Raw genomic sequence first — 14,977 nt, 5'->3', positions numbered from 1 at the left:
GTGACCGCGTACACCGGACTGGCCGGCTTCCGCGGCGACGCCGCGCCGGAGCCCGAGTCCTCGGCGCCGAAGTGGGCGGGCGTGGCGTGGGCGCTGCTGATCCTCAACACGCTCGGCTCGACCGGCGCGAAGACGGTCCTCCCGCTGCCGCGGTCGGTCAGCCAGCTGGTCACCATGGGTTCGCTGATGACGGCGTTCGTGATCGCGCTGGCCCTGAACAAGCACCTGCGGATCCGCCCGAGCGCGTACCTGACGCTGCTGACGGCGCTGCTGGGCACCAGCATCCTCTCCAGCGCCGACCTGCAGGAGGGCTTCGGCGCGCTGTTCCGGTGCTTCCGGCTCACGGTGTTCGTCTCCACGCTCTGGTTGCTGACCCGCTGGTGGGACGGCGGCTTCAGCTTCGTCCGGTCCCACATCCGCACGTACGCGGTCGTGCTCGCGTCAGTGGCGGTCGGCTTGGCGATCTCGCCCGGCAACGCGTTGCCGGAGGAGTACGGCGGCCGGCTCTCGGGCGCGATCTGGCCGCTGACCCCGCCGCAGATCGGCCAGTACGCGGCCGTCATTTCCGGGCTCACGCTCCTCCTCTGGTTCGGGCGCCGCACGACCTGGCGCAGCGCGCTGGCGATCGTGGTGCCGGTGCTGGGGCTGCTGCTGCTCACGCACACCCGCACGGCGACGCTCGGTCTCGTCGCCGGCCTGGCGGTGGCCTTCCTGTCGATGGTGCTGACCAGCGCCCGCGCCCGGAGGGTGTTCGCGTGGACGGTCGGCGTCGGCGGCATCGCCGGCGTGGTGCTCGCGGGTGTGCTGCAGGCCTGGTTCCTCCGCGGGCAGAGCGCCGACAACTTCTCCAGCCTGACCGGCCGTGCGAAGGTGTGGGACGCGCTGCTGGAGGCCCCGCGGACGACGGCGGAGTACATCTTCGGGGTCGGCCTGACGGACAAGTCCTACGACGGCCTCCCGATCGACAACAGCTGGCTCGCCATCTACCACGAGCAGGGCTTCGTCGGGATCGCGCTGGTCGGCGGGTTCCTCCTCACGTTGGTCGTGGTGGCCGTGCTGCGGCCGCCGTCACTGGCTCGCGCGTGCGCGATCTTCCTGATCACCTACTGCATTTCGGCCTCCTACACCGAAGCGGGTCTCGGCGACGCGTCGCCGTACCTGCTGCACCTGGCGGTCGCCGCGTCGCTGCTGGTCCGCGGGGTGCCGCAGTCCGACGAACAAGCATTCATCCCGGCGAAGGGGGCAGACGTGCGAGGTGCAGGCGCGTGAAGGTGCTCGTGGTGCACAACCGGTACCGGTCCGAGCAGCCGAGCGGCGAGAACAACGTCGTCGACGCCGAGGTGACGCTCCTCGCCGAGGGCGGTCACCAGGTGTCGTTGTTCGAACGCCGCAGCGACGACATCGCGGAGATGCCGCTGCCCCGCAAGGCCGCGGTGCCGCTGATGGTGCCGTGGAACCCGGCGGTGCGGAAGGAGCTCGCCGCCCGGCTGCGGGCATCGCGCCCGGACGTCGTGCACATCCACAACACGTTCCCGCTGCTGTCGCCTTCGGTGGTCGCCGCGTGCGCGGACGCGGGGGTGCCCGCGGTCGCGACGCTGCACAACTACACGATGGTCTGCCCACCCGGCACCCTCCACCGCGACGGCCGCATCTGCACCGAGTGCGTCGGCGGCTCACCGCTGCCGGCGGTGAAGCACGGCTGCTACCGCGGTTCGAGCGCGGCCACGCTCCCGATGGCGGCGAGCATGATCGCGAACCGGCGCCGGTGGTGGACGGGCGTTTCCCGGTTCTTCTGCATTTCGGCGGCCCAACGTGACCTCCTGGTGTCGGCCGGGATGCCCGGCGAGCGGATGGCGGTGAAGCACAACTTCGTCACCGACCCCGGCGTCCGCCGCACCGGCGCCGGCAAGCACGTGCTGTTCCTCGGCCGTGTCACCGAAGAGAAGGGGGTCGGCCTGCTGATGCGCGCCTGGGAGCGGCTCGACGGTGCCCTGGGCGTGCCGCTGGTCGTCGCCGGCACCGGCCCGATGCAGGACGAGGTCGCGGCCTGGGCGGCCGGCCGCCCCGACGTCTCGTACGTCGGCCTCCAGAACAAGGCGGAATGCCGTGCCCTGACCGCCGACGCGGTGGCCGTGGTCGCGCCGTCGACGTGGCTGGAGGCGTTCGGCCTGGTCGTGGTCGAGGCGATGGCCGCCGGCGTGCCGACGGTCGCGTCCGCGCACGGCGCGTTCTCCGAGCTGATCGACGACGGTGTGACGGGCCTCCTGCACGTCCCGAACGACCCCGCTTCCCTGGCTGACCGCCTCCGCGCGGTCGTCGGCAACCGCAACGGCGACATGGGCGACGCGGCCCGCGTCCGGTACGAGAAGGACTTCACCCCCGCGGTCGGTCTGGACCGCTTGATCGCCGGGTACGAGGCGGCGATCGAGGCGTGAGGCAGCTGGTCCGGACGGCGCCCGCGGCCCTGCCGGCCGTGCTGCGCGCCCCGCTGGCGATGTCGGCCGCCCTGGCGACGGCGGTGCTCGTCGCGGTCGGCATCCTGCACTTCCGCGACTCGGGCCTGACCGGCATCGACGCGGCAATCCTCCCTTCGATCGACGGGGTACGGCCGCCGTGGCGGTACGTCGCCCTGGTCATCGACTTCGGCGGCGAACCGGTGGGGGCGGTGATCCTGCTCGCTCTCCTTTCGGGCGTGTGCTGGCTGGTCCACCGCATCCGGACAGCCGTGCTGACGGTGCTGGGTGTCGCGGTGACGGTGGCGGTGACGACGCTGCTGAAGCCGCTGGTCGGCCGCACCATCCACGGCGAGTTCCTGTCGTACCCGAGCGGGCACACGGCCATGGCGACGGCGCTCGCACTGATCATCGCGCTGTTGCTGACCGACCGGCTGGGGCTGGGCCGGCCGGCCGCGGCGGTGCTCGCGTTGGGGTTGGCGCTGCTGGCCGGAGTGGCAATGGGGTGGGCCGAGGTGGCGCTGGGTGCGCACTACCCGACGGATGCGGTCGGCGGGTTCTGCGCGGCGCTGGCGGCGGTCCCGGCGACCGCCTGGGCGCTGGACCGCGTGGCTGACCGGCTCTGAACTGGGCGCCTGCCGAAGGGGCTGACCTGCCTTGCCGGGCGGTGTTGCCCCCTGGAACGGCTGGCCGACGCCTATGGAGATGCGTGGCGGAGTCGCCGGCCGGTGACGGTGGGCGGCGGCCGTGCCGGGGGCCTGGGCACTGAACGGCACCGACGCCGGATGTGGCGCGGGCGCCGGGGTGAGCCGGAGCGCCAAGGGTGAAAGTACGGCTGGATGTGAGATGGGTCGGAGCGCCGGGGGCGACGGCACCACCGAACGACGCTCGGACCGGGGGCCGTTGTGTGCTGGGGCGACTGGCTCGGGCCGGGCTTTCTGCCGCACCGGCCGGTCCGGCCGGTGAGTCTTGACCGGAGATTCGATTCCAGGTGGGTGTCGGTTCCGGGGGATGCCGTTCGTCGGTGGGGGACCGACCTGTGAAGGAGATCCCCATGATCCAAGACCTGATTGCCGCCGAGCGGCGGGAGCTGGCCGCCTTGCTCGAGGATCTGGCGCCGTCGGGCTGGAGCTCGCCCACCTTGTGCGCCGGCTGGCGGGTGGCCGAGGTGGTGGCCCACATGACCATGCCCTTCCGGTTCTCCGGCGGGCGGTTCGTGCGGGAACTAGTCAAGTCCGGTGGGCGCTTCAACGTCATGGCCGATCGCGTCGCCCGGCGCGAAGCCGCCACGCTCTCCCGTGAGGCGCTGGTCGCTTCGCTGCGCGACAACGCCGGCCACCCGTGGCGGCCGCCGGGCGGTGGCCCGGCAGGCGCACTGAGCCACGACGTGATCCACGGCCTCGACATCACGACCGCCCTGCAGCTGGACCGCCAGGTTCCCCTCGAACGACTGGAAGTCATCTTCGCCGCGATGAAACCGAAGCAGGCCAAGTACTTCGGCGCCGACCTGACCGGTGTTGCCTTGCGGGCTGATGATCTCGACTGGTCGTACGGCGCCGGTACGCCGCTCACCGGGGCGGCGCAGGATCTGCTCCTTGTCCTCTGCAATCGGCGGTTGCCCGCCGGGCGTCTTCGGGGTGAACCGAGTATTCGCTTCACCATGGTCTGAGCGATTCGTCCACTTTGGACGGATGAGGTAGTCGAAACGGTCATGTCTCCGACGGTACCGAACATGCGTGCGAACGCCATCGCTGGAACGGGTGAACCCGGTGCTGTCCGAAATTCTCCGTTCGCGACTTTTTCCTTTGATTCCAAGGGAAAGGCCGATCATCGGCGCAGAGGCGGTCGAAAACTGTCGGACCCCGCCGGCAAGCTCTCGATCAGCAGCCGGCGGGCTCACCGCCGAACGAAGAGCACTCGTCCTGCGAGTAGGGCTTCGCCCGCCAGCCCGCAGCGTCGACCGTCATGGAGGTGTCATGCACCACGAAAGTCCACGGCCCGAGGTAGGAGTTGCCGTGCCACCGGTTGGCCTGGCGGAACGTGATGGCCTCCTCGATCACCGTTCCCTTGTAGGGCGACCAATCCGGGAACGTCCCGAAGTTGGACAGCAGGGCCATCCGCCCGCACAGGCTCGTGCAGCCGACGCGGCCGGCGTCGAACCGGAAGGTGTTCCCGTGGATCTCCACCCGCTGCGTCTTCCAGCGGCAGTCGTCGTACGCCGGTGCCTTCTCGATAGTGCCCGCGGTGCACGAAGACTTTGCCGCCGTCTTGGTGCAGTAGCCCGTCGAGGTGTTCGCCGGGCTGTTGCAGAAGCGGTCGGCGTTCTCCCACAACGTGATCCCGGCCCAGTTGTCCTCGAACGTGTTCCCGCTGATGTCGACGGCCGACGTCCGGGCCGGCACGCGCGGATCGCCGCCCGATTCCGACAGGTACACCGTGGCCACCGGGAAGTTGTCGCCGCGCGCCGCGAACGCGCGGCCCTGGACGAGGGTGTTGCCGCGGAACGTGTTGCCGCGCAGCACCAGGTTGTAGCTGGTTTCGTAGAACAGCGCCTCGGCGTCGTTGGCCTCGAACAGGTTGTGTTCGACGAGGAAGTCGTTGTTGTTCGTGTCGGCCCACAGCCCGGCGCCGTGGTTGCCGTGGACCCAGTTGCCGCGGATGTCGGCGCCGTTGACGGCCCAGAACTTGGCGCCGCCGCTGCAGCCGCAGCCCGGTACCTTGGCCTCCCAGTCGCCGGTGTTGTTGCCGGTGATCTCGTTGCCCTCCAGCACGAGCCCGGTGATGCCGTCGCCCGCCTGGTACGCGTTGAGCCCGTACTGCCCGTTATTGCGCAGGCAGCTGTGCCGCACGACCTGGCCGGCGCCTGCCATCATGCCCGCGCCCGCGTTTTCCTCGATCGTGGTGTTCTCGATGAGCCAGCCGTCGCCGGAGTCGTGGTTGACCACGCCCTGGTCCTGCTGCGCGGCGAACCCGCGGACGGTGAGGCCGCGGAGCTGCACGTTGCGGGCGCGCTGGGTGAAGGCCGCCCGGTTGATGCCGCGGCCGTCGACGACCGCGCCCGGCGCGCCGAGGTACACGTTGCCGTCCTTGGGGGCGACCTGGCCGAACTCGTCCTCGCCGAGCGTGTGGGTGCCGGGCCGGAGCCAGAACGTCGTGCCCGCCGGGTTCGCCGCCGTCTTGGCCGTGAGGTCGCCGTCGACGGCCGGATCGACGGTGACGGCTCCGGAGGGCGGTTGCCCGTGCTCGGCGGGTTGGTGGCCGCACACCGGCCCGGGCCCGCCGGCGGCGCCCGCGACCGCCGGGCACGCCACGGCGATCAGGAGCGAGCAAGCAGCGACGAGAACCGCACGAGATCTGCCCATGGCAGGAAGTTACGCACGAACGGGCCGGAAAACAGTCACCCCCAAGTGTCCTCATCGGACCCAACGGGTGAATCCGGCCCGCCCGTGCGGGGATCAGGCGAACTTGCGGAACACGGGCTGCACCGGGCGCCCGCCCATCCACGGCGCCGGATCGTTCGCGTCGAGGGCCTTCCGGTACACCGTGCAGGCCTGCGCGACGACGTCGACGGTCTTGTCGATGTCCGCCTCGGTGAGCGCGGCGCTGACCACGAAGGACGGTCCGAGCACCCCGCCGCCGACCAGCTCGCGCAGGAACAGCGTCCGGTACGGCTGCGACGGCCTGCCGTGCGCGTCGAGCGTGCCGAAGACCAGGTTGCTGGCCCGGCCGCGGACGACCACGTGGTCCCCGACCCCCAGCCCGGCCGCCACGTCGCGGACGCCGGCGGCGAGCCGGTCGCCGAGGGCGTGCAGGCGGCCGATGACGTCCTCGTCGCGGTAGACGTCCATGACCGCCATCGCGGCGGCCAGCGAGTGGGTCTCCGCGCCATGGGTGGTCGAGAGCAGGAACACCCGCTCGCGAACGGTGCGCAGGCCGCCGATCTCCATCAGCTCCCGCTTGCCCGCCAGCGCCGACACCGCGAAGCCGTTGCCGAGGGCCTTGCCGAACGTCGAGAGATCGGGCGTGACGCCGTAGAGGCCCTGCGCGCCGTGGGCGGACCACCGGAAGCCGGTGATCATTTCGTCGAAGATCAGGACGACGCCGTGCCGGGTGGTGAGTTCGCGCAGACCCTGCAGGTAGCCCGGCGGCGGTTCCACCGCGGCGGCCGGCTCCAGGATCAGGCACGCGATTTCGCCGTCGTGGCGCTGCAGCAGCTCCTCCGCGGCCTGCAGGTCGCCGTACGGGAAGGACACGACCGCTTCGGTCGTCTCGTCGGGGATGCCCGCGTTCATCGGCGTGGTGCCGATGAACCAGTCGTCGGTGGAGAAGAACGCGTGGTCGGCGCACTTGGCGACGAGCTTGCGGCCGGTGGCGGCGCGCGCCAGCCGGACCGCGGCGGTCGTCGCGTCCGAGCCGTTCTTGGTGAACTTCACCATGTCGGCCGTCGGGACGTTCTCGAGGAACCGCTCGGCGGCCTCGGCCTCGATGATCGACGGGCGGATGAAGTTGCTGCCCTTCTCCAGCTCGCCGCGCACCGCCTCGAGGACCCGCGGGTGGGCGTGGCCGAGGCTGACGGCTCTCAGCCCCGCGCCGTACTCGATGTACTCGTTGCCGTCGACGTCCCAGACGTGCCCGCCGCGGCCGTGCGAGATGACCGGAGCCATCCCGGCCGGATACTGGTCCGAGCCCTTGGCGTAGGTGTGCGCACCACCGGGGATGACCCGGTGCAGCCGCTCGTCCGCCGTGGTGGAGCGGGGCAGGTTCGTTCCCATGTCGTGGCTCACCTCGTTGATTTCAACGCCTCTCCGAGAGACGGCGCGCGTTCGTCCCGGTCACTGACCAGTGTGACCGACAGTGGCCAGGAAATGTCCAATTCGGGGTCCTTGTACGAAATTGTAATGTCTTCTGCGGGATCGTGGGCCCGATCGATCCGGTACGAAACGTCCGAGGGATCCGTGAGTGACTGGAATCCGTGGGCGCACCCCGCCGGGATGTACACGGATACCTGGGTCTCACCGGAAAGTTCGAATGTTTTCACATTCCGGAATGTCGGCGAATCCGGTCGGAGATCCACGACCACGTCGAAGATCGCGCCGTGCGAACACCGCACCAGCTTCGCCTCGCCGGCCCCGCCGCGCAGGTGCATCCCGCGGATGACCCCCTTGCGGGAGCGGGAAAGACTGTCCTGGACGAAGCCGTCCGGGTCGATGCCGGCCGACGCGACGACGTCGCGGTCGAACGTCCGGCTGAAGAATCCGCGCTGGTCCGCGTGCGGGGTGGGTTCGAACAGGTACGCGCCGTCGATCTCGGGCACCGGAATGGCCTTCATCGCCCACCCCCGAAGAGGGCCGCCGAAAGGGCGGCGAACTGGTCCTTGAGCCGTTGCGCGTTCATCTCGTTCCGTTCCAGGAGGATCTGGCGCAGTTCGGCCGAGCGGTTCTCGAGCTCGGTGAACTGCTCGACGAGCCGGTCGAAGCCGACGGTCTTCGCGCGCTGGGTGAAGCCATCGAGGCCCATCTCCGCCATGAGCACGTCGTTCTTCGGCGCGTACCCGATCGCCACGGTCGGTTTCGCGACCTTCAGGGCGCAGAGCACGTTGTGGTAGCGCGTGGCCACCACGCTGTCCACCGCGGCCATCTCGTGCATCAGCTCGTCCAGGGTCTCCGCCGGAGCCGCCGTCACCAACGGGGATGCGGTCTTCTCGATGATTTCGTCGACGACCTGCCGGTCGATCCGGTCGCCGATGAACAGCCGGACTCCTCTGCCCTGGTCGACGAGCCACGCGACGAAACGGCTCATCGTGTCCACGTAGTGGCGGTAGATGCGTTCCGCGTCGGCGCGGTCGTCGTTGCCGCCGTAGTAGGCCATCACGCCGATGCCGACGGTGCCCGGCTTGCCGGCGGCGGCCGGGGTGGGGAGGGAGAACGCGAGGTCGGGATAGACCTGGTCGGCACTCGTGTCGACGCCCATGGCGCGCATGGCGTCGCGTGAGATGTCGTCGCGGTAGGAGCGGTAGGCGGCGAACCGGCCGGACCAGCGGACCAGCGCCCGCGTCGCCCGGGCGCTGATCTCGTTGGCGCCGACGCAGACGAGCGCCACCTTGGTGCCGAAGAGGCGCCCGGTGGCGGAGAGGAGGAACAGCGAATACGGGAAACCCCATGGCCGCAGCGGAAGCGTCGCTTCGAGCACGCCCATGCCGGGCACGATGACGACGTCCTGCTTCCGGACCCAGGCCGCGGTGCGCGCGATGTCGGCCAGCTTGCCGAAGCCCTTGAGGGCGACCGAGCGCAGGCCGGACGCCGTCTCGTACTCGGCCTGGTTCCAGTGCAGTGGCGTCGCGTCGAGGCCGTAGCGCTCGCGGACGAGCTCCGGGCCGCCGACCAGGGCGCTCAGCACCGCGTCCGGGTACTCGGCGCGCAGGTAGCCGAGCACGGCTTCGAGGGAACCGTCGTTGCCGAGGTTCCCCGAGCCGAGCAGGCCGAACACGCCGACGCGGGGCGGACGCCTCACGCGAGCCTGCCTTCCCGGCCGGCCACAATCTCGTTGACCGTGGTGACGTCCGAGGCGGTCGGCGCGCGGTCCTCGACGCGCTCGCCGTGGCCGGAGCGGGCCCGGTTGGTCAGCCAGGCGCCGAGGTGGCCGAAGCACTCGCGCTTGTCAGCGGCCGAGATGGGCGCGCGGCGGATCAGGTCCGCGAACCCGAAGACGTACTCGCCAAGCAGGCGGACGGTCGGGTTCCGGAGCCGGTTCGCGCGCCGCGGGTCCAGATTCGCGCACCGGCTCCGGATGGTCGGGTTGGCCCGTTCCGCGCGGCCGGGGTGGTCGCGGCGGAAGTAGAGCAGCTCGGGCACCTGGTGGAACGGGCCGTGCAGGGCCATCTCGGCCGAGTACGTCCGGTCGGCGTGGTGGTAGCTGTCGAGCGGCTTGACGCGGCGGAGGACGTCGGCGCGGATGACGCCGTAGAAGTCGTCGCCGCCCGGCTCGAACAGGATGCTGCGGAAGCGGTCCGGGGCGTGCCGGGAGGCGGTGTTCAGGGTGTACTCCAGCGGCTGGACGATGCGGCCGTCGCCGTCGATGATCGCCTGGTCGCAGTGGGCGAGGATGATGTCCGGACGCTCGTCGAGGGCCTCGATGCACCGCTTGAGCAGGTCGCGGGCGTACAGGTCGTCGTGGGAAACCCACTTGAACAGCTCGGTGCGGGAGACGTCGAACACGAAGTTGTGGTTCGGCGTCGCGCCGATGTTCTTCGGCTGCCGGACGTAGCGGATCCGGGAGTCCTTCTCGGCGTAGCGGCGGCAGATCTCGTCGGTGCCGTCGGTGGAGGCGTTGTCCGAGATGATCAGCTCGAAGTCTTCGTAGGTCTGGCCGAGCAGGGCGTCCAGCGACTCGGCGAGGTACTCCTCGCCGTTGTACACCGGGAGGCCGAGGCTCAGCCGCGGGACGGTGGTCATGGAGTCCTCATTCCTTGATCGGCTCTTTGATCGGCTCGAACACCACGGTGGGCTCGTCGGCACCCGGCGGCACGTACTCGCGCAGCCCGGCCCGCAGCTGGAACCACCAGACAACGGACCCGCCGAGGGTGGCCGTCGCGACGCCCCACGCGGACCCGGCCGCGCCGCCGAGGAACGCGCCGGTGATGCCGAAGGTGACGTAGAACAGGGACGCGACCAGCTGCGAGCGCAGGCTCCGCTTGGCCGCGCCGAGGGCGCGCAGGCCGGCCGCCGCGCCCGTGGCGAAGCTCGCGCCGACCACGGCGAGGGTGACCGGGAGGATGAGCGGGGACGACGAGTCCCAGACCGAGCCCATCACCCAGCGGCCGGCGCCGTCGGGCACGAGCAGCAGCAGGCCGAGGCCCCAGCACAGCGCGGCGGCGGCCTGCCCGCCGCCGAGGATCACGCAGAAGTGCTTCAGCCGGTGCGGTGCCCGCCGGAGCACCCGTGCGCCCTCGGCCACGGTGACCAGGGACAGTCCCATGAGCAGGGCCAGGAACGGCCCGAGGAGCTGCTCGGCCCCGCGGACCGCGCCGACGGCGGTGATGCCGGTGATGGCGCCGAGGCCGTACGCGCGCAGCTGCGACGCGCCGCTGTTGCTGACGTTCTCGACGAGGTACCGGACGCTGAGGTCGCGCTGGGTCCGGAGCCAGCCGAGCATCTCCCGCGGGTGCGGCAGGATGCCCGTCTGGAACCCGCCGTACAGGGCCGCGACCGCGCCGGAAAGGCCCCAGGCCAGCACGAACGCGACCACCGTGTGGAGCTGCGCGGCGACGTAGAGCGCCGGGAGCAGGGCCACGCCCCACACGCAGTCGTTGACGAACGCTTTCTTGCCCGCGCCGCGCGCGAAGAACGCGAAACGCCAGGCGTCCTGCAGGAGCAGGCCCGGCAGGACGACGGCGAGCGCGACGAACGCGTTGCCGAGCGGGCCGCCCGCGGCCAGCCCGGCCGCGAGACTGACCAGCCCGGTCACGCAGCCGACGCCGATCGCGGTGCCGGACGCGCTCGCCACGCCCGACCGCCAGCGGTCCTCCGGCACCGCGCTGAACCGCACCATCAGCGGGTCGGTGGCGAGGCCGCGCGAGATGTTGAGCACCACGCCATAGGTGACCCAGGCGAGGCTGAAGATGCCGAACGCGAACGTGCCGAGCGAGCGGGCCACGTACAGCCCGACGGCGAAGTTCGTCAGGCTGGACACGGCCTGGTCGCCGAGGCCCCAGCTCAACCGTCCGGCCATCGCCCGCACCGCGCCCGACCGGAAGATCGAGCGCGGTGCACGGCGATGGTTGGCCACGTCGCTCACTCCTTGACCAGGCCGGCGTCGTGCAGGGCACGGGCCGCGACGTCGACGATGTCGAAGGGCAGCCCGGCGCGCTCGGCGATGTCCAGGAGCGAGTGCTCGCCGTCGGAGAGGTTGAGCACCCACAGCATCGCCATCTGGGCCTGCTTGGCGTCGCTGCGGCCGCCGAGCGAGTCGTACAGCCCGCGCTTGCCGAGTTGCGGCTCGCCGTACGGGCTGAGGTTGACGTACCGGCGGTTGCGGTCCAGGACGCCGAACGTGTCGCGAAGCGCGCCCAGCGTGTCCGCCATGGCCGCGGGCGACACGAAGCCCGGGTTGTCCGCGGAGGTGTGGTACTCGGGGTAGCCCGCGTACGGCGTGCGCGTCAGCGAGCCGACGCCGAGGTTGAAGCCCGGCGAGCAGAACTGGCGCTCGTCGTAGCCGTACGGCGAGAAGTCGACGACACGGTGTTCGCGCGAGCGCAGCACGTGCTGGACGACCCGGTCGATCTCGGCGTCGTCGCGGCGGGACTTCTTGTACGTCAACGGGCCCGGGTCGCCCGCGCACGCCAGCACCAGGCCGTGCTTGACCCTTTCGATGCGGTCCGCGTTGCGGGCCAGCCAGGTGATCGAGCCGATCGTCCCGGGCATGAACAGGAACCGGTACGTGTAGTGGGGATCGACCAGCTGCTGGGCCAGCGAGATCGCCACCGCGATGCCGGCGAGGTTGTCGTTGGCCAGCGACGGGTGGCACACGTGGCAGGACACGATGACCTCGTCGGTGACGCGGCCGGGCACGACGTGCTCGCCGTAGGTCAGCGAGCCGTCGGAAAGGGTCGAGTCGATGACGACGTCGTAGTCGCCGTCGGGCAGCGCGTCGAGCTTCTCCTGGGCCAGGCAGAATCCCCAGGCCGGGGCGTAGTAGCTGGTCCGGTAGGGCACCCACGACGGCTGGTCGGGCAGCGTGTGCAGGTGCTCCCGGAGCTCGCTCAGCGGCATCCGCCGCGACACCGGGACGCTGTACCCGACGACGTGCAGGTTCAGCTCCTGGAAATCGATGACGCGCGAGCCGTCAGGAGCGGCGACGTAGGCGTCCCGGATGTTCCACTCCTGCGGAATGGTCCAGTCCAGCACCGCCGTCCCGGTCGGGACCTCGTGCCGCTCCAGCTCGATGTGCTCGCCGATGATGTCCAACGTTCGCCGCACGCCGTCGCCGGTGATGCTGCGGCAGAGCGGGTACAGCCGCTCGACCAGGGCGTGCAGGTCCGCCCCGGTCCGCAGCTGCGGGCCCGCCACTACTTCCGCCGCATGGTGGTGTCGACGCGGCCGGCTTCGCCCTCGCTCTTCAGCCAGGCCAGCCGGGTGAACAGCTGCTCGAACGACTCACGGGTGAGCCCGAACCGGCGGTAGGCCTCGATGAGCTCGACGGCGCCGTCCTTGACCGACCAGTCGCAGGTGAAGCCGGGGATCGCGGCGCGGAAGCGCGAGAAGTCGACCCGGTACGAGCGCGGGTCGGCACCCGCCTCGCCGGTGATGTTCAGCTTCGAGCCCGGCACGGCCTCGACGACCTCCTGGGCGATCTCCGCGACGGTGACGTTGTTCTCCTCGGTGCCGATGTTGAAGGCCTTGTCGTGCACGGCTTCCTTCGGCGCCGTCAACGCCGCCGCAAACGCGCGCGCGATGTCCTGGGCGTGCACCAGCGGCCGCCACGGCGTGCCGTCGGAGAGCACCAGCACCTCGCCGGACAGGTGGGCGTGCGCGGTCAGGTTGTTCAGCACGATGTCGCCGCGCAGGCGGGGCGAGTAGCCGAACGCGGTCGCGTTGCGCATGTACACCGGCGTGAAGTCGTCGTCGGCGAGCTCGTGGACGTCGGCTTCGACGCGCACCTTCGACTCCGCGTACGGCGTCACCGGCCGCAGCGGCGCGTCCTCGTCGACGAGGTGGTCGCCGCCGGCGCCGTACACCGAGCAGGTCGACGCGTAGATGTACCGCTGCACGCCGGCGTCCTTCGCCAGCTTCGCGAGCTTCACCGAAGCGTGGTGGTTGATGTCGTAGGTCAGCTCCGGCGCGAGCGAGCCCAGCGGGTCGTTCGACAGCGCGGCCAGGTGGATGACCGCGTCGAAGCCCTCGACGTGCTTGGCCTCCACGTCCCGCAGGTCGACGACGTGCCCGGCCGGGTCGGCGGGGGCGGGCCCGAGCAGGCAGTCCTCGAACAGCCCGGAGTCCAGGCCGGTGACATCGTGGCCGGCGGCGGCGAGCACCGGGGCCATCACCGTCCCCAGGTAGCCCTTGTGCCCCGTCAGCAACACCCGCATCGGATTCAGCCCTTCAGATCGAGAGTGAGTTTCTTGACGAAAAACGCTTCGGCGTACTTCGCGGCGGCTTCGATCCCGCGGATCCGGGCCAGCCCGAGGAAGGCCTCGCGGTCGTACCAGGGCCGGTGCCGCTGCGAGGCGTAGTGCTCCTGCAGCAGCCGGACCTTCGCTTCCGCCAGTTCGTCGGTCAGCGGCTGGTACACCGACGGGCGGCCGAGGTCGCCGTCCCACTTGACGATCTCGTAGCCCAGGGTGAGGTGGTTGCGGAACGTCGTCGGCACCAGCTTCGCCAGCCCGCGGTGGTCCTGGTGGGCGTCGTCGGTGCGCGGGGCCAGGATGACGTCCGGGTCGGTCCGCCGCCGCAGGTCTTCCAGCGCGTCCTTGGCCTCTTCCCAGTGGGTCGGGAAGCGTCCGTCCCGCAGCTTCAGCACCGTGACCTCGACGTCCGCGCCCGGGCAGAACGCCGCCAGCGCCGCCCGCTCCTCGTCCTCGCGGGGCGTGCCGCCGCCGGTGAGGACCAGGGCGTCGACCCGCAGGCCGGGCCGGGACGCGCACAGCGCCAGCAGCGTGCCACCGGCGCCGATCGCGATGTCGTCGCAGTGCGCGCCGAGTGCGACGACGCTGCCGAGCCGGTCCGGTCGAAGCCCGATCACGCGGTGCTCACGGCCGCGCGCTCCCAGAGCGCCCATGGCCGGTCGCCGTGCGTGTAGGCGTTGTCGAGGGCCGCCCGTTCCTTCACCGTGTCCGTCGGCTTCCAGAAACCGCGGTACGGGTAGGCCAGCAGGCGGCCGCGCTTGGCGAGTTCGCCGCAGCCGTCGGCGACCAGGTCGCCGTTCTCCGGGATGTGGTCGAACACTTCCTGCCGCAGCACGAAGTACCCGCCGTTCTCCCACAGCGGCATTTCGCTCACCGCGGTGATGGAACCGACCTTGCCGCCTTCGTCCATTTCCACGCAGTGGAACGACGACTGCGGCGGCACGACCATCATCGACGCGCCCGCGTCGGTGTTCGAGAACCGCTCGATCATGTCGGGCAGCGGAACGTCGGACAGGACGTCGGCGTAGTTCGCGAGGAACATTTCCTCGCCGTCGAGGTGCTCGCGGACGCGGCGGAGGCGCTCGCCGATCGGGGACTCGATCCCGGTCTGCACGAACGTGATCGTCCAGTCGGCGATGTCGGTCGAGAGCAGCTCGGCCTTGCCGTTGCGGAGGACGAAGTCGTTCGAAATCGTTTCTTCGTACGACAGGAAGAAGTTCTTGATGTGTGCCGCGCCGTAGCCGAGGCACAGGATGAATTCGGTGTGGCCGAAATGCGCGTAGTAGCGCATCACGTGCCAGATGAGCGGTCTCGGACCGACCATCGCCATCGGCTTCGGGACGTCGTCGGCCGCGCCGTTGCGCATCCGCATCCCGTAGCCACCGCAGAAGAGGACGACCTTCAC

At 70.6% G+C, this 14,977-nt stretch carries 14 protein-coding genes; 4 read left to right on the top strand and 10 right to left on the bottom strand.

Translation table 11 applies throughout. From position 1 onward, the window contains the following. Window positions 1-81: 81 nt before the first annotated feature. The 4 genes from ACLJQE_RS14680 to ACLJQE_RS14665 all read left to right on the top strand — a co-directional run bounded on the left by ACLJQE_RS14680 (window position 82) and on the right by ACLJQE_RS14665 (window position 4,122). On the top strand, window positions 82-1,269 hold the full coding sequence (locus ACLJQE_RS14680) for an O-antigen ligase domain-containing protein (RefSeq protein WP_410639807.1): 1,188 nt from the start codon (window positions 82-84) through the stop codon (window positions 1,267-1,269). Continuing rightward, window positions 1,266-2,435, top strand: coding sequence for a glycosyltransferase family 4 protein (locus ACLJQE_RS14675; protein WP_410639722.1), 1,170 nt, complete (start codon window positions 1,266-1,268; stop codon window positions 2,433-2,435). Before ACLJQE_RS14680 ends, ACLJQE_RS14675 begins: the two co-directional genes overlap by 4 nt. Continuing rightward, window positions 2,432-3,079, top strand: coding sequence for a phosphatase PAP2 family protein (locus tag ACLJQE_RS14670; RefSeq protein WP_410639720.1), 648 nt, complete (start codon window positions 2,432-2,434; stop codon window positions 3,077-3,079). Before ACLJQE_RS14675 ends, ACLJQE_RS14670 begins: the two co-directional genes overlap by 4 nt. Window positions 3,080-3,507: 428 nt before the next feature. Further along, complete coding sequence (locus ACLJQE_RS14665; RefSeq protein WP_410639719.1) at window positions 3,508-4,122, top strand: maleylpyruvate isomerase family mycothiol-dependent enzyme; 615 nt, start codon at window positions 3,508-3,510, stop codon at window positions 4,120-4,122. A gap of 211 nt (window positions 4,123-4,333) precedes the next feature. On the opposite strand, the gene ACLJQE_RS14660 is transcribed toward ACLJQE_RS14665, so the two are convergent. The 10 genes from ACLJQE_RS14660 to ACLJQE_RS14615 form a co-directional block, all read right to left on the bottom strand. Beyond that, window positions 4,334-5,815 (bottom strand): right-handed parallel beta-helix repeat-containing protein, encoded by a 1,482-nt coding sequence (locus ACLJQE_RS14660; RefSeq protein WP_410639718.1) that lies wholly within the window; start codon window positions 5,813-5,815, stop codon window positions 4,334-4,336. Between the two features lie 93 nt (window positions 5,816-5,908). Then, complete coding sequence (locus tag ACLJQE_RS14655; RefSeq protein WP_410639717.1) at window positions 5,909-7,225, bottom strand: glutamate-1-semialdehyde 2,1-aminomutase; 1,317 nt, start codon at window positions 7,223-7,225, stop codon at window positions 5,909-5,911. A gap of 8 nt (window positions 7,226-7,233) precedes the next feature. Then, the gene (locus ACLJQE_RS14650) at window positions 7,234-7,782 is read right to left on the bottom strand and encodes a dTDP-4-dehydrorhamnose 3,5-epimerase family protein (protein ID WP_410639716.1); all 549 of its coding nucleotides are present in this window, start codon (window positions 7,780-7,782) and stop codon (window positions 7,234-7,236) included. Further along, entirely contained in the window at window positions 7,779-8,963 is a 1,185-nt protein-coding gene (locus ACLJQE_RS14645; protein WP_410639715.1) for a polysaccharide pyruvyl transferase family protein, read from the bottom strand. Before ACLJQE_RS14645 ends, ACLJQE_RS14650 begins: the two co-directional genes overlap by 4 nt. Further along, a complete protein-coding gene (locus tag ACLJQE_RS14640) occupies window positions 8,960-9,904 on the bottom strand; it encodes a glycosyltransferase family 2 protein (protein ID WP_410639713.1) in 945 nt (314 codons plus the stop codon). The genes ACLJQE_RS14645 and ACLJQE_RS14640 overlap by 4 nt, the downstream gene beginning before the upstream one ends. Window positions 9,905-9,911: 7 nt before the next feature. Further along, window positions 9,912-11,237: a hypothetical protein gene (locus ACLJQE_RS14635; protein ID WP_410639712.1), complete on the bottom strand. Its 1,326-nt coding sequence runs from the start codon at window positions 11,235-11,237 to the stop codon at window positions 9,912-9,914. Between the two features lie 5 nt (window positions 11,238-11,242). Further along, window positions 11,243-12,517 (bottom strand): DUF4910 domain-containing protein, encoded by a 1,275-nt coding sequence (locus ACLJQE_RS14630; RefSeq protein ID WP_410639710.1) that lies wholly within the window; start codon window positions 12,515-12,517, stop codon window positions 11,243-11,245. Beyond that, the gene (locus ACLJQE_RS14625; protein ID WP_410639709.1) at window positions 12,517-13,536 is read right to left on the bottom strand and encodes an NAD-dependent epimerase/dehydratase family protein; all 1,020 of its coding nucleotides are present in this window, start codon (window positions 13,534-13,536) and stop codon (window positions 12,517-12,519) included. The genes ACLJQE_RS14630 and ACLJQE_RS14625 overlap by 1 nt, the downstream gene beginning before the upstream one ends. A 5-nt stretch (window positions 13,537-13,541) precedes the next feature. Continuing rightward, window positions 13,542-14,189 (bottom strand): PIG-L deacetylase family protein, encoded by a 648-nt coding sequence (locus ACLJQE_RS14620; protein ID WP_410639708.1) that lies wholly within the window; start codon window positions 14,187-14,189, stop codon window positions 13,542-13,544. Further along, complete coding sequence (locus ACLJQE_RS14615) at window positions 14,186-14,977, bottom strand: glucose-1-phosphate cytidylyltransferase (protein WP_410639707.1); 792 nt, start codon at window positions 14,975-14,977, stop codon at window positions 14,186-14,188. Before ACLJQE_RS14615 ends, ACLJQE_RS14620 begins: the two co-directional genes overlap by 4 nt.

This window comes from Amycolatopsis sp. lyj-346 (assembly GCF_046548975.1).
In the GTDB taxonomy this organism is placed as follows: domain Bacteria; phylum Actinomycetota; class Actinomycetes; order Mycobacteriales; family Pseudonocardiaceae; genus Amycolatopsis.
This window is presented reverse-complemented; position numbering and strand designations above follow the sequence as displayed.

Coding starts and splice junctions, on each gene's coding strand:
- ACLJQE_RS14665 (WP_410639719.1), top strand. CDS start 3,508: ATGATCCAAGACCTGATTGCCGCCGAGCGGCGGGAGCTGGCCGCCTTG.
- ACLJQE_RS14660 (WP_410639718.1), bottom strand. CDS start 5,815: ATGGGCAGATCTCGTGCGGTTCTCGTCGCTGCTTGCTCGCTCCTGATC.
- ACLJQE_RS14655 (WP_410639717.1), bottom strand. CDS start 7,225: ATGGGAACGAACCTGCCCCGCTCCACCACGGCGGACGAGCGGCTGCAC.
- ACLJQE_RS14650 (WP_410639716.1), bottom strand. CDS start 7,782: ATGAAGGCCATTCCGGTGCCCGAGATCGACGGCGCGTACCTGTTCGAA.
- ACLJQE_RS14640 (WP_410639713.1), bottom strand. CDS start 9,904: ATGACCACCGTCCCGCGGCTGAGCCTCGGCCTCCCGGTGTACAACGGC.
- ACLJQE_RS14625 (WP_410639709.1), bottom strand. CDS start 13,536: ATGCGGGTGTTGCTGACGGGGCACAAGGGCTACCTGGGGACGGTGATG.